Source organism: Streptomyces curacoi (assembly GCF_001513975.1).
In the GTDB taxonomy this organism is placed as follows: Bacteria; Actinomycetota; Actinomycetes; order Streptomycetales; family Streptomycetaceae; genus Streptomyces; species Streptomyces curacoi.
Genome location: NZ_KQ947986.1, coordinates 360,123 through 373,092 on the forward strand (window position 1 = coordinate 360,123; position 12,970 = coordinate 373,092).

General features: G+C 71.3%; 14 protein-coding genes. 8 read left to right on the forward strand and 6 right to left on the reverse strand.

The features are described from left to right. Nucleotides 1-53 precede the first annotated feature (53 nt). Nucleotides 54-200 carry a morphogenic membrane protein MmpA gene (gene mmpA / locus AQI70_RS39090; RefSeq protein ID WP_167358896.1) on the reverse strand — a complete coding sequence of 49 codons (147 nt, stop codon included), beginning with the start codon at nucleotides 198-200 and terminating at the stop codon, nucleotides 54-56. Between the two features lie 353 nt (nucleotides 201-553). Further along, nucleotides 554-1,291, reverse strand: coding sequence for an endonuclease V (locus tag AQI70_RS11360; protein ID WP_062147105.1), 738 nt, complete (start codon nucleotides 1,289-1,291; stop codon nucleotides 554-556). A 63-nt stretch (nucleotides 1,292-1,354) separates the two neighbouring features. Here AQI70_RS11360 and AQI70_RS11365 point away from each other — a divergent pair, with 63 nt between their 5' ends. Continuing rightward, nucleotides 1,355-1,651: a YciI family protein gene (locus AQI70_RS11365; protein WP_062147107.1), complete on the forward strand. Its 297-nt coding sequence runs from the start codon at nucleotides 1,355-1,357 to the stop codon at nucleotides 1,649-1,651. Between the two features lie 3 nt (nucleotides 1,652-1,654). On the opposite strand, the gene AQI70_RS11370 is transcribed toward AQI70_RS11365, so the two are convergent. Then, nucleotides 1,655-1,978, reverse strand: coding sequence for a hypothetical protein (locus AQI70_RS11370; RefSeq protein ID WP_062147109.1), 324 nt, complete (start codon nucleotides 1,976-1,978; stop codon nucleotides 1,655-1,657). 47 nt (nucleotides 1,979-2,025) lie between these two features. After that, nucleotides 2,026-3,129 (reverse strand): WD40/YVTN/BNR-like repeat-containing protein, encoded by a 1,104-nt coding sequence (locus AQI70_RS11375; RefSeq protein ID WP_079051246.1) that lies wholly within the window; start codon nucleotides 3,127-3,129, stop codon nucleotides 2,026-2,028. Between the two features lie 223 nt (nucleotides 3,130-3,352). On the opposite strand from AQI70_RS11375, the gene ssgD reads away from it, so the two are divergent. From ssgD to AQI70_RS11400, 5 genes are all read left to right on the forward strand, one after another. Beyond that, entirely contained in the window at nucleotides 3,353-3,769 is a 417-nt protein-coding gene (gene ssgD / locus AQI70_RS11380; protein ID WP_062147111.1) for a spore wall synthesis regulator SsgD, read from the forward strand. 310 nt (nucleotides 3,770-4,079) lie between these two features. Beyond that, on the forward strand, nucleotides 4,080-5,705 hold the full coding sequence (locus AQI70_RS11385; protein ID WP_062147113.1) for an ABC-F family ATP-binding cassette domain-containing protein: 1,626 nt from the start codon (nucleotides 4,080-4,082) through the stop codon (nucleotides 5,703-5,705). A gap of 10 nt (nucleotides 5,706-5,715) precedes the next feature. Next, on the forward strand, nucleotides 5,716-7,971 hold the full coding sequence (locus AQI70_RS11390) for an ATP-binding cassette domain-containing protein (protein WP_062147115.1): 2,256 nt from the start codon (nucleotides 5,716-5,718) through the stop codon (nucleotides 7,969-7,971). Between the two features lie 99 nt (nucleotides 7,972-8,070). Continuing rightward, the gene (gene ddaH, locus AQI70_RS11395) at nucleotides 8,071-8,847 is read left to right on the forward strand and encodes a dimethylargininase (protein WP_062147117.1); all 777 of its coding nucleotides are present in this window, start codon (nucleotides 8,071-8,073) and stop codon (nucleotides 8,845-8,847) included. Between the two features lie 220 nt (nucleotides 8,848-9,067). Beyond that, nucleotides 9,068-10,042 carry an acyl-ACP desaturase gene (locus AQI70_RS11400; protein ID WP_062147119.1) on the forward strand — a complete coding sequence of 325 codons (975 nt, stop codon included), beginning with the start codon at nucleotides 9,068-9,070 and terminating at the stop codon, nucleotides 10,040-10,042. Between the two features lie 75 nt (nucleotides 10,043-10,117). Here the strand turns inward: AQI70_RS11400 and AQI70_RS11405 are convergent, their stop codons facing one another. Next, complete coding sequence (locus tag AQI70_RS11405; RefSeq protein WP_200865560.1) at nucleotides 10,118-10,372, reverse strand: WhiB family transcriptional regulator; 255 nt, start codon at nucleotides 10,370-10,372, stop codon at nucleotides 10,118-10,120. Between the two features lie 266 nt (nucleotides 10,373-10,638). On the opposite strand from AQI70_RS11405, the gene AQI70_RS11410 reads away from it, so the two are divergent. Further along, nucleotides 10,639-11,430 carry a VOC family protein gene (locus AQI70_RS11410; RefSeq protein ID WP_062147121.1) on the forward strand — a complete coding sequence of 264 codons (792 nt, stop codon included), beginning with the start codon at nucleotides 10,639-10,641 and terminating at the stop codon, nucleotides 11,428-11,430. Between the two features lie 44 nt (nucleotides 11,431-11,474). Here the strand turns inward: AQI70_RS11410 and AQI70_RS11415 are convergent, their stop codons facing one another. Further along, entirely contained in the window at nucleotides 11,475-12,512 is a 1,038-nt protein-coding gene (locus tag AQI70_RS11415; RefSeq protein ID WP_062147123.1) for a LacI family DNA-binding transcriptional regulator, read from the reverse strand. A gap of 288 nt (nucleotides 12,513-12,800) precedes the next feature. Here AQI70_RS11415 and AQI70_RS40630 point away from each other — a divergent pair, with 288 nt between their 5' ends. Then, nucleotides 12,801-12,926: a hypothetical protein gene (locus AQI70_RS40630; protein ID WP_268746663.1), complete on the forward strand. Its 126-nt coding sequence runs from the start codon at nucleotides 12,801-12,803 to the stop codon at nucleotides 12,924-12,926. Nucleotides 12,927-12,970: the final 44 nt, after the last annotated feature.

Here is a 12,970-nt window from a genome sequence, read left to right on the forward strand (position 1 = left end):
GCTGAACCGCTGTCGCGGCGGCCGTTCCACCTGACCGCGGAACGGCCGGGCCCCTAGAGCGGCCACCCCGCGATGGTGTAGATCATCCCGACGATCCAGCCGAGCCCCGCGAGCGTGGCGAGGACCAGCGCGGCCGTCACGGCACGCTCGACGGGGCGGTCGGGGTCGGCGAGGGGCTTCGGGGAGTGGTGCGTCGTCATGGGGCCCAGCCTGCCGATCACCGCAGGGGGCGACATCCGTACAGGTACTCAGGCGACGTACTCAACCGGCGTCGTCGGTCTCCGGCCAGTCCCCCAGCGCTTGCGCGATCCGTTCCCGCACGGACGGATCGGACGCGGCGGTGGCGATCCGGACGGCCAGGGGGCCGATCTGCCGGCCCGCGTGATGGTCGTAGAAGGGCGGGGGCCCCGCCTCGTTGTGGGCGACCTTGCCGACCAGCTCCGCGAGACGGACCAGCAGTCGATGTTGTTCGGTCGGATGCTCCCAGGCTTCCAGCCCTCGCCCGCGGACCAGCCCGAAAGGGCAGCGGCTGACGCTCGAACAGGGACCGCCCTCAGCTCCGAGTGGGGTCCGCAGCCGTCCGGGCGGCGAGTTCCGGACTCCGACCGGTCGCCTCCTTCAGTGCCCGTCGGCACAAGGAGTCCGCTCGGCGCGTCGTCTCCGGAAGGCGGTAGGCGGGGGTCAGCGCGAGGGTGTGGGCGCAGGCGTTGTCGAGGCTCACCCGGTGGCCGACCGAGACGAAGACGGGTTTGACGGAGTCGCGGGTGCGCAGTGCCCGGCCGACCACCTCGTCGCCCGCCGTCAGCGGCGTGCAGGAGCCGCGGGGCGCGTCCGGGTCGTCGTAGGTGAAGGTGAACGGGTTCTTGGCGACGCCGATGGTCGGGAGGCCGGTGAGGACGCCGAGGTGGCTGGCGAGGCCGAAGCGGCGGGGGTGGGCGAGGCCGTAGCCGTCGCAGACGACGAGGCCGGGCGGGCACGGCAGGGCGTCGAGGGCGGCCAGCACCGTGGGGATCTCGCGGAAGGCGAGCAGGCCGGGGACGTAGGGGAAGGAGATCCGCCCGACGGCCGTGGCCTCGGCGACGGCCTCCAGGGTCGCCGCGTCGAGGACGACCGCCGCGGCGGCGACCACGTCCCGCTCGTCGTCGTAGGCCACGTCGACGCCGGTCACGTGCCCGGCTCCGGGCGGCGGCCCCGGCTCGTCGAGCACCACCCGCTCCCGCAACTCGTCCTGAACGGCGCGGGCTTCGTCCTCGGTCGCGGGCCAGCCCGCGGGAATGCGTACGGTCGTCATCGTGGTCACGAGGGTACGGGGCCGCCGCCGGCCGGCGTCGGCCCCGGGGGTAGGCTCGCGATCATGTTCGTACTCGAGCTGACCTACACCGCACCGCTCGACGCCGTCGACGCCGTGCTGGAGGCTCATGTGGCGTGGCTCGACGAGCAGTACGAGAAGGGCCGTTTCCTCGCGTCCGGGCGCAAGAATCCCCGCGACGGCGGGGTGATCCTCGCCGTCGCGGAGGACCGGGCACGGATCGAGGAGATCGCCGCGAGCGACCCGTTCGTGGCCGCCGGGGTCTGCGCGTACCGCATCACCGATTTCACCGCCACGAAGACGGCGCCGGAACTGGAGCGGTACCGCGAGACGCTCGCCTGAGCCTCACTTGCCCAGGGCCTGCTTGAGCTGGCTCTTGTTCATGTCCGAACGGCCGTGGATGTTGCGCTTCTTGGCCTCCTCGTACAGCTGGTCGTAAGTGGGCCCCTGGGAGCCCTGGCCGGACCGCTGGCCGCCGCGCCGGCCGGAGGACTTGTCCTGGGTGGAGGTGCGGCTGGCGGACTTCGACTCGCCGGACCGGGCGCGTTCCTTGTTCACCGTCCGCGCCGCGATCTCCTTGGCGCGCGAGGTGCTCTCGCCCCGGTCCTGGGCGCTCTTCTTGATGTGCTCGTACTGGCGTTCCCGCTTGGAGCTCGAACCGGCTGGCATGTGAGTCACTCCTCTCGCAGTCGGCGTCCGAGTACCCACATTCCGGTTCAGCTCTCCAGCCGTGCGACCCGGCCCTTCTCGCCCGCGGCCCAGCAGCCCAGGTCCGGCGCGCAGTCCACCGTGTCGTACGAGCCGGTGTCGACGGTCCGCCAGGTGCGGCCGCCGTCCGTCGTCAGATCGGTGCCGGTGGGGCCGACCGCGAGGGCGGCGGTGCGGCTGTGCGGGAGCCAGGCGACGCCGGAGCGGTAGGCGATCACCGGCGTCGCGGCGGGCCGCCAGGTGGCGCCCCCGTCGCCGGTCCGGGCGGCAGCCCGCGGGGAGGCCTGGTCGGGGCGGTAGTCGCCGCCGACCGCGAGGCCGTGGGTGCGGTCGCGGAAGGCGAGGGCGAAGACACCGCGGGCCGGATCGCCCGCCGGGACCGGTACGTCGGCGGCCGTCCAGGTCAGTCCGCGGTCGCCGGAATGCAGCACACGCGCGCGTGCGGCCCCGCCGGTGGCCAGCCAGACGTCCTTCGGCCCGGAGCCGACCAGGCACTGCCCGCTCGCCGCGAAGCCGGCCTCGCCCTCCAGCGCGGCGGGCATCCCGTCACTCGGCAGCACCTTCCAGGAGCGTCCGCCGTCGCTGGTGGACAGGATGCGGAACTTTCCGTCCACGGGGTCGCTCATCGCCAGGCCGTGGCGGCGGTCGAAGAAGGTGAGGCAGTCGTAGAAGGCCCGCGCGTCGGTGTTGCGGAAGGACTCGGTCCAGGTGGTGCCGCCGTCGTCCGTGCGGTACACCCGGGACGCCTCGCCCTCACCGATGGCCAGCACCACCGCGCGCCGCGCGTCGAACGCCTCGACGTCCCGGAACTGCAGCTCGCCGGCGCCGGGCGGTGAGACGTTCCGCCAGGTCGTGCCGCCGTCGGTGGTGCGCAGGACGGTGCCCTGGGTTCCGGCCAGCCACGCGGTGTTCCGGCCGACCGCCGACAGCCCCCGGAAGCGCACCTCGGGGGTGCCGCTGTCCTTGAGTTCCCAGTGCGGTGCCCGGCGCTCCGGCTGGTGCGCCTGGGCGGGTACGGCCGTCAGCGCGGCCAGCGCCGCCCCGCACGCCGCCCCCGCGGTAAGTGTCCGAAACGTACGCCCCGACCGTCGCGTGCTCCCCGAACGCCTCATGGCGGGCGAAGCTAGCCGACCGCCCCGGTGCCGTCCAGATGGCCCCGGCGGCCACATGTGACTTTCCAGGCACAGAAGGGCGAACCCCCCACGGCCGTGCATGAAGGCGGTGACAGAGGTCACTCGGCATGGGTGTGCACGGATTGGCCGATTCCGTCGTCTCTACCAGTGCCCGGTCTCGTCCGCCCGGATGTCCGTCCAGTCGTCACAAGGGAGCAAGGCGTTGTCCACCGTCATCGAGCAGCCCGTTGAGGCCCGTCTCGTCGCCGCCGCACCGCGGATGCCGAGCATTCCCGCGACCCTTCACTACGACCGGCGTGACCCGTTCGCCGTCCGGATGACCTTCCCGGCCCCGGCCACCCTGGAGGGTGTGGAGGTCTGCTGGACCTTCAGCCGCGAGCTGCTCGTGGCCGGCCTGGAGGGGCCGGAGGGGCACGGCGACGTCCGGGTGCGGCCGTACGGCTTCGACCGTACGGTCCTGGAGTTCCACGCGCCCGAGGGCACCGCGGTCGTGCACATCCGCACCGGCGAGGTACAGCGCTTCCTGCGGTCCACCAGCGAGCTGGTGCCTTTCGGCCTGGAGCACCTCCAGCTCGACATGGACCGTGACCTGGCGGAACTGATGCGGGACGCCTGCTGACGGCGGAAAGGACGCGGGGCGTGCTGAGCCGCCCCTCCGGGCCCCTTTAAATACGTTGACACCCTCATAGCTCCCTCCTACGGTGTACGACGGTCCTGTTGCCGTCGATTGGAGAAGGACGTTGCTCGTCTGAGGTCCTGAGACACCGCGTCACACACCTGAGGTGTGTGTGCGCCGCGTGCGACCTCGGCGTTCGAGCCGTCCTCCGGAAACAGGGCTTTTCTCATGCCCCCCTGAGGCCTCCCCGGTGGTCGCCGGTGTCTCGATACGCGTTTGCCCTTGATCGCTTCGAGCATCCGCGGAGGCCCGTATGTCTACTTCCATCACCTGTACGTCCCTTGCCTTCACCTGGCCCGACGGCACCCCCGTCTTCGAGGGCCTCGACGTCGCCTTCGGCCCCGGCCGTACCGGGCTCGTCGGCATCAACGGGTCGGGGAAGTCAACCCTGTTGAAGCTCATCGCGGGTGAACTGCCCCCGGCCGACGGCGCGGTGCGCGTCGCGGGCGAGGTCGGCTACCTCCCGCAGAACGTCACGCTGGACACCTGCCTGAAGGTCGACGAGGCCCTCGGTATCGCCGCCAAGCGTGTCGCGCTGCACGGCATCGAGGCCGGTGACGTGGCCGAGGAGCACTTCGAGACCGTCGGCGACGACTGGGACGTGGAGGAGCGTGCCCTCGCCACCCTCGGCGAACTCGGGCTCGCGCACGTCGAGTTGGACCGCACGATCGGCGAGGTGTCGGGCGGCGAGTCGGTACTGTTGCGGCTCGCCGCGCTGCTGCTGCGCCGACCGGACGTCCTGCTGCTCGACGAACCCACCAACAATCTCGACCTGTACGCGCGCCGGCGGCTGTACGCGGCCGTCGCGTCCTGGCCGGGAGTGATGGTGGTGGTCAGCCACGACCGAGAGCTCCTCGAACTCGTCGACCAGATCGCCGATCTGCGCTCCGGGGAGATCACCTGGTACGGCGGCAACTACTCCGCGTACGAGGAGGTGCTCGCCACCGAGCAGGAGGCGGCCGAGCGGATGGTGCGGGTGGCCGAGGCCGACCTGAAGAAGCAGAAGCGCGAACTGGTCGACGCCCAGGTCAAGTTGGCCCGCCGCAAGCGGTACGGCCAGAAGATGTGGGACCAGAAGCGCGAGCCGAAGATCGTCATGGGGGCGCGCAAGCGCGCGGCGCAGGAGTCCGCGGGCAAGCACCGCATCATGCACGAGGAGAAGCTCGCCGAGGCCAAGGAGCGGCTCGACGAGGCGGTGGAGGCCGTACGGGACGACGACGAGATCCGCGTCGACCTGCCGTACACGGCCGTACCGCCGGGCCGGCAGGTGCTCACCCTCCAGGACCTGGAGCTGGCGTACGGCGCGCGCGTGAGCGGCGGCTTCGATCTGCGCGGTCCGGAGCGGATCGCGCTGATCGGGCGCAACGGCGCGGGCAAGACGACGCTGCTGCGGACGATCGCCGGGGAGCTGGAGCCGGTGGCGGGCGAGGTGCGGGCGCATGTCCCGCTCCGCTTCCTGCCGCAGCGGCTGGACGTGCTGGACGGCGAGAGGTCGGTCGCCGAGAACGTGGCCCGGTTCGCGCCGGGCGCCACCAACAACCGGATCCGGGCGCGCCTCGCCCGCTTCCTGTTCCGGGGTGCCCGCGCCGACCAGAAGGCGGCGACGCTGTCCGGCGGCGAACGCTTCCGGGCGGCGCTGGCCGCGCTGATGCTGGCCGAGCCCGCGCCGCAGCTGCTGATGCTGGACGAGCCGACGAACAACCTGGACATGGCGAGCGTACGGCAGCTCACCTCGGCCCTGGAGTCGTACGAGGGGGCGCTGATCGTGGCGAGCCACGACCTGCCGTTCCTGGAGTCGATCGGCATCACGCGCCGGCTGTTGCTGGAGGACGGAGAAATGAAGGAAATCACGTCAGAAGCTGTCGGGTATCCCGCCTAGCTTCGGCTGCATGCCCGATTTCATCACCATCACCGGAGCCAGGGAGAACAACCTCAAGGACGTCACCCTCCGCATCCCGAAAGGCCGGCTGACCGTGTTCACCGGCGTTTCGGGATCGGGGAAGTCGTCGGTCGTCTTCGACACGATCGCGGTGGAGTCGCAGCGCCAGCTCAACGAGACCTTCACGTGGTTCGTGCGCAACCGGCTGCCCAAGTACGAGCGCCCGCACGCGGAGGAGCTCCAGGACCTCTCCCCCGCGATCGTCGTCGACCAGCGGCCGATCGGGGGCCACTCCCGGTCCACGGTCGGCACGATGACAGACATCTACTCGGTGATCCGGGTGCTGTTCTCCCGGCACGGCACCCCGAGCGCCGGCCCGGCGACCGCGTACTCGTTCAACGACCCCTCCGGCATGTGCCCCGAGTGCGACGGCCTGGGGCGGACGGTACGGCCGGACTGGGACCGCATCCTCGACCCGGACCGTTCGCTGGCCGACGGGGCGGTCCGCTTCCCTCCGTTCGCCGCGGGCACCTGGCAGGGGCAGGCGTACACGAACAGCGCCGAGCTCGACCCGCACAAGCCCGTCGGGCGGTTCACGGCCGCCGAGCGGGAGTTCCTGATGCACGGCCGCCCCGGCAGCAAGGTCACCGTGACCGGCTCGGGCGGCACCTGGACCACCGACTACGAGGGGCTGGCCACCCGCTTCGAGCGGCTGTACCTGAAGCGGGACCTGTCGGCGATGAGCCAGAAGACCCGTGACCTGGTGCGGGAGTTCCTGGCGGAGGGCAGCTGCCCGGCCTGCGACGGTGCCCGCCTCAACGCGGCGGCGCTCGCGACCCGGATCAACGGCCGGAACATCGCCGACTGCACGCGTATGCAGGTCACCGACCTCATCGCGGTACTGAAGGAGATCGACGACCCGGTCGCCGGACCGATCGCCCGCGCCGCAGTCACCGCCCTAGAACGCGTCGACGCCATCGGCCTCGGCTATCTCAGCCTCGACCGCGAGACGTCCACGCTCTCCGGCGGCGAGGGGCAGCGCCTGAAGACGGTCCGCCATCTCGGCTCCAGTCTGACCGGGATGACGTACATCTTCGACGAGCCCAGCGTCGGCCTGCACCCGCGCGACGTGGGCCGCCTCGGCGAGCTGCTGCTGCGACTGCGCGACAAGGGCAACACCGTGCTGGTGGTCGAGCACGACCGGGACGTCATCGCGCTCGCCGACCACGTCGTCGACATGGGGCCGGGGGCCGGCGCGGACGGCGGGCGGGTGGTGTTCCAGGGGACGCCGGGCGAGCTGGCGGAGTCGGGCACGGTGACCGGACGGTGCCTGGGGCGTCGTACGGCGCTCAAGGAGGACGTACGGGCGGCGAGCGGGGTGCTCTGGGTGAAGGGCGCAGGCAGGCACAACCTGCGGGACGTGACGGTCGGGTTCCCGGCCGGGGTGCTCACCCTGGTGACCGGGGTCGCCGGATCCGGCAAGAGCACGCTGGTCGCCGAGTTCACCGCCGCGCACACCGACGCGGTCGTCGTGGACCAGTCGTCAATCGGGATCTCGGCACGGTCGACTCCGGCGACGTATCTGGGAGTCATGGACACGGTGCGGAAGATCTTCGCGCGCGAGACGGGTGCCGAGCCGGGCTTCTTCAGCTTCAACTCCTCCGGTGCGTGCGGGACCTGCGAGGGCCGCGGGATCATCTACACCGACCTCGCGTTCATGGACCCGGTGACCACGACCTGCCACGACTGCGACGGGCGGCGCTTCAAGGACGAGGTGCTGCGGCTGACCGTTGACGGCCGCTCCGTCGCGGACGTGCTGGAGATGACGGCCGGCCAGGCGCTGGAGTTCCTCCAGGACCCGGGCGTACGACGGCGCCTGCGCGCCCTGCGGGACGTGGGGCTGACGTATCTCACCCTCGGGCAGCCGCTGTCCACGCTCTCCGGCGGTGAGCGGCAGCGCATCAAGCTGGCCACGCGGCTGCACCGCACGGGAGCGGTGTACGTCCTCGACGAGCCGACCACCGGGCTGCACATGTCGGACGTCGCCACACTGCTCGGCCTGCTGGACCGGCTGGTCGACACGGGCAACACGGTGATCGTCGTCGAGCACAACCTGGACGTGGTGGCGCACGCCGACTGGATCATCGACCTGGGGTCCGACGGAGGCCGGGACGGGGGCCGGGTGATCTTCGAGGGAACCCCGCGACAGCTCCTCGAAGCCCGCGGCTCCTTCACCGCGGAGCATCTCAGGAGGGCCACAGCCTGACCATGAGGGTTTTGTGTGGGCGGACGGGCCCTGCATGATGGCGGACCGGTGTCCTGTGCATGATGGGCGCCGAAACCTGCCACCGACCCGGAGATCCCCGTGCCCAGCAAGAAGGCCCTCGTCCGCCGCCCCAGCCCGCGCCTCGCCGAAGGGCTGGTGACGCACATCGAGCGGGAGAAGGTCGACGTCGATCTCGCGGTCGAGCAGTGGGAGGCGTACGTGGCGGCCCTGCGTACGCACGGCTGGGAGACGGTCGAGGTCGACCCGGCCGACGACTGCCCGGACTCGGTGTTCGTCGAGGACACGGCCGTCATGTACAAGAACGTCGCGCTGATCACCCGGCCCGGTGCCGAGTCCCGGCGCGCGGAGACCATCGGCGTCGAGGAGGCCGTGGCCTCGCTCGGCTGCTCCGTGAACTGGATCTGGGAGCCGGGCACGCTGGACGGCGGCGACGTGCTGAAGGTCGGCGACACGATCTACGTCGGCCGCGGCGGCCGCACCAACGCGGCCGGCGTCCAGCAGCTGCGGGCCGCCTTCGAGCCGCTGGGGGCGCGGATCGTCGCCGTGCCGGTGAGCAAGGTGCTGCACCTGAAGTCGGCGATCACGGCGCTGCCCGACGGAACGATTCTCGGGCGCATCCCGCAGCTGGACGTCCCGTCGCTGTTCCCGCGTTTCCTGCCGGTGCCGGAGGAGTCCGGGGCGCACGTGGTGCTGCTCGGCGGCGACAAGCTGCTCATGGCGGCGAGCGCGCCGAAGACCGCGGACCTGCTCGCCGACCTTGGCCACGAGCCCGTCGTGGTCGACATCAGCGAGTTCGAGAAGCTCGAAGGGTGTGTGACATGTCTCTCGGTGCGGATGCGGGAGCTGTACGCCTGACCCGCTGAGCGACACGCTGTTCAGCCCCGGGACCTGCGGGTCCCGGGGCTTTTCGCATACCCGGGAATTCCCGGGCGGAACGGCGGCTGATCAGCAGTCTTTACGCCACTCTTAACCTACGGCTTCGTAACCTACGGATTCGTAGCCTACGATTCCGTAGGTTCCCGGCAACCGCTCGCCGGTCACCTCTGGCCCATGTTGTGCGTCCCCTGGAGTTCCCGTGACGATTACTTCCCCTCACCTCGGCAGTCCCGCCGTCTGGACCGACGCCCGGCTGTTGTACGCGCTGGAGGAAGTGGTCGAGAAGGAGCTGAACCGTCATCTGCAGGTCGCCAAGGACTGGATGCCGCACGAGTACGTGCCGTGGACGGACGGCCGTAACTTCCCCGGCCTCTTCGAGGACGGCGAGGCCTGGGACAAGGAGCAGTCCAAGGTCACCGAGATCGGCCGGATCGCGCTGGTCGTGAACCTCCTGACCGAGGACAACCTCCCCAGCTACCACCACGAGATCGCCTCGCTCTTCGGCCGTGACGGCGCCTGGGGCACCTGGGTGCACCGCTGGACCGCCGAGGAGGGCCGGCACGGCATCGTGATGCGCGACTACCTGCTCACCTCGCGCGCGGTCGACCCCGACAAGCTGGAGCAGTTCCGCATGTCCCACATGAGCGAGGGCTTCGAGTCGGACAACCGGCACTCGATGCTGCACTCGATCGCCTACGTCGCCTTCCAGGAGCTGGCCACCCGCATCTCGCACCGCAACACCGGCCACCAGTCCGGTGACCCGGTGTGCGACCGTATGCTGGCGCGCATCGCGACCGACGAGAACCTGCACATGGTCTTCTACCGGAACCTGCTGAAGGCCGCGTTCGAGCTCGCCCCCGACCTGACCATGCAGGCGGTGCGGGACGTCGTCGTCAACTTCCGCATGCCCGGGCACGGCATCCCCGGCTTCGAACGCGCCGCCGCCCAGATGGCCATCGGCGAGGTCTACAACCTGCGCATCCACCACGACGACGTCCTCCAGCCGGTGCTGCGCTTCCTGAAGGTCATGGAGATCGACGGCCTCGGCCCCGAGGGGCAGCAGGCGCAGGAGGAGCTGGGCCTGTTCATGGGCGGCCTGGACGCGGAAGCCGCCAAGTTCGACGAGAAGCTCGCCGCCCGCAAGGCCCGGATGGCGGCTCGCGCCGGAGGCTGACCCCAGGTACCCCGCATCGGCGTGGGCGGGCGAGCGGGTGGCGGTGGACGCACACCGGTCCCCGGGACCCGGCGGTCAGCGTGACGTACGCCTGAGCGCCAGGCGTTCCTTCTCCGACAGGCCGCCCCAGACGCCGAAGCGTTCGTCGTTGTCCAGCGCGTACTCCAGGCAGGCGGAGCGGATCGGGCACATGCCGCAGATCCGCTTCGCCTCGCGCACGGAGCTGCCCGGCTCGGGGAAGAAGAAGTCCGCCCCGGTCTGCGCGCACAACGCCTCCTGCTGCCAGGCGAAGTCGGGCGGGGTGATCGTTGCGATCGTTTCGATGTGCATGCGCAGGATCGTGCCGGTCGGCGAAAAACGTTGGATCAACGCGGGATCAACGCCGTACCGCAGGGCCTCCGGCCGATCCGATCGTCTCCCGGTGCGCCCCGCGGCGCACGGCGGCGCGCGGGAACGGGTGAAAGCGACGAGCCCCCCACCGGTCACCGGGTGACCGCTGCGGTGAGCCGCTCGACGGCTGCGTTCCGGCGGCGATTGTCAGTGGGCGGTGCAAGACTCGGCAGAACAGACACGGGACCCTGCCGAGGAGGGCGACGATGCTCACCACCCGTTACGTCACCGGCGCGCCGAACTGGATCGATCTCGGCACACCCGACATCGAGGGCGCCAGTTCCTTCTACGGCGGCCTGTTCGACTGGCGGTTCCAGCCGGGCGGCCCCGAGACCGGAGGGTACGGCCTCTTCCAGCTCGACGGCAGGACGGTGGCCGGCGGTATGCAGACCGGCGAGGAGCAGGGTCCGCCGTCCTGGACGGTGTACTTCCGGACGCCGGACGTGGACGCCACGGCGAAGGCGGCCGAGCAGGCGCACGGCTCGGTGCTGATGCAGCCCATGGACGTACTGGACCTGGGCCGTATGGCCCTCCTCGCCGACAAGGCGGGGGTGCCCTTCGGCCTCTGGCAGCCGGGCACCACCAAGGGCCTCGACGTCGTCCAGGAGCCCGGCTCACTGTGCTGGCTGGAGCTGTACACGACGGACGTGCCGGCCGCGGCGGGGTTCTACAACGCGACGCTCGGCCTGGAGACCTTCGCCGTCGACTTCTTCGGCGGCACGTACACCACGTTCAACCCCGCCGGGCAAGGGGAGGACGCCATGTTCGCCGGGGTCGTCGACAAGGCCGACGATCCGGCGGAGGCGGCGGGCCCCGCCTACTGGCTGCCGTACTTCGAGGTCACCGACACGGACGCCACCGTCGCCAAGGCGCAGGAGCTGGGCGGCACGGTCCGGATGCCCGCCACACACCTGCCGGACATCGGCCGTGTCGCCAAGCTCGCCGACCCGTACGGGGCGCGCTTCGCGGTGATCAAGAGCGAGCCGGCGGAGAGCTGAGGCGGCCGGCGCAGGCCCGGGCTGCGGGATGTCCGCGGACGGCCTCACGCGGACGCGCGCCGCACCAGCGTGGTCGGCAGCACCACGCTGGACGGCGCGGCGCCGACGCCCTGCTCGGCGGCGCGCCGGTCGGGTGCCCGCAACAGCAGGCGGGCCATCAGCCGGCCCATCTCCTCGATGTCCTGACGGACCGTCGTGAGCGGCGGGTCGGTCTGCTCCGCGACCGGCAGCATGTCGTCGAACCCGACCACCGCGACGTCGTCCGGCACCCGGCGCCCGGACTCGCGCAACACCCGCAGGGCCCCCGCCGCGGTGAGGTCGTTCGCGGCGAACACGGCGTCCAGGTCCGGGCAGCGTTCGAGCAACTCCCGCATCGCCCCTTCCCCACCGGCCGGTGTGAAGTCGCCCTCGGCGATGAGCCGAGGATCGGCGTCGACCATGACATCGCGGTATCCGTCGAGCCGGTCCACCGCCGACGTCTGGTCGAGGGCGCCGGTGATGTGGGCGATCCGGGTGCGGCCGAGGCCGGCCAGGTGACGCACGGCGTCGCGGGCGCCGCCGCGGTTGTCGCTGTCGACGTACACCACGCCGCGCCGGTCGCCGCTCCAGCCGGGCCGTCCGCCGAACACGGTGGGGATCCCGGCGCGTTGGATCAGCCCGGGCAGCGGGTCGTCGAGGTGGAGCGAGAAGACGAGGGCCCCGTCGACGTGCCCGCCGGCGAGGTAGCGGGCGACGCGGGCGTGGTCGTCGCGCCCCTCCGTGAGGAGCAGTACCAGCTGGTTGTCGTGGGCCGTCAGCTCCTTGCTGATGCCACGGAGTTGCAGGGCGAAGAAGGGGTCGGCGAAGACACGGGTCTCCGGTTCGGCCACGACCACGGCGACGGCGTCGTGCCGCCGGGTGACCAGGCTGCGGGCGGCCTGGTTGGGCACGTACCCGAGTTCCTCGACGGCCTTGCGGACCCGCGCGACGAGGGGCTCCCTGACCCCGTCCCCACCGTTGACCACCCGGGACACGGTGGCCCGCGAGACCCCGGCCCGGGCGGCCACGGCCTCAAGGGTGGGGCGCGGGGCGGTGTCGGTCACTTCGGGGCTCCTTGTCGGGGGTTGCGGATCAGGATAGCCCTGGCGGGAGACGGAGGTGAGAGCGCTCTCCGAGCACCGGAAGCCACGTACGCCGGGGATCAGGAAGCCGCGTACACCGGAGATCCGGAAGCCGCGTACACCGGAGATCCGGAGGACGGCACGGAAGTCCGTACGACCAGGTGATCCGTTCGGCCGATCCCGTCTGGCAGTCCCCGGGACGGCAGCGGAGGCTGCTGCTGACAGCCGCCCCGGGGAAGCGGGCGGCACACCCCCGGAACAGGAGACGCCATGCGGAGCACGCCCAGAAGAGAAGCAGTTGCGCGGGGACTGCGCCGAGCCGCCGTCACCCGCAGATGGTGGCTGCTGTTCTCGGTCGGCGTGGCCCTGGGCCTCATCGGTTCCAGCAGCTCGTAGCCCGCCGACGGCGGCACGCCGACGTCCCGCCGCTGAGGCCGGGC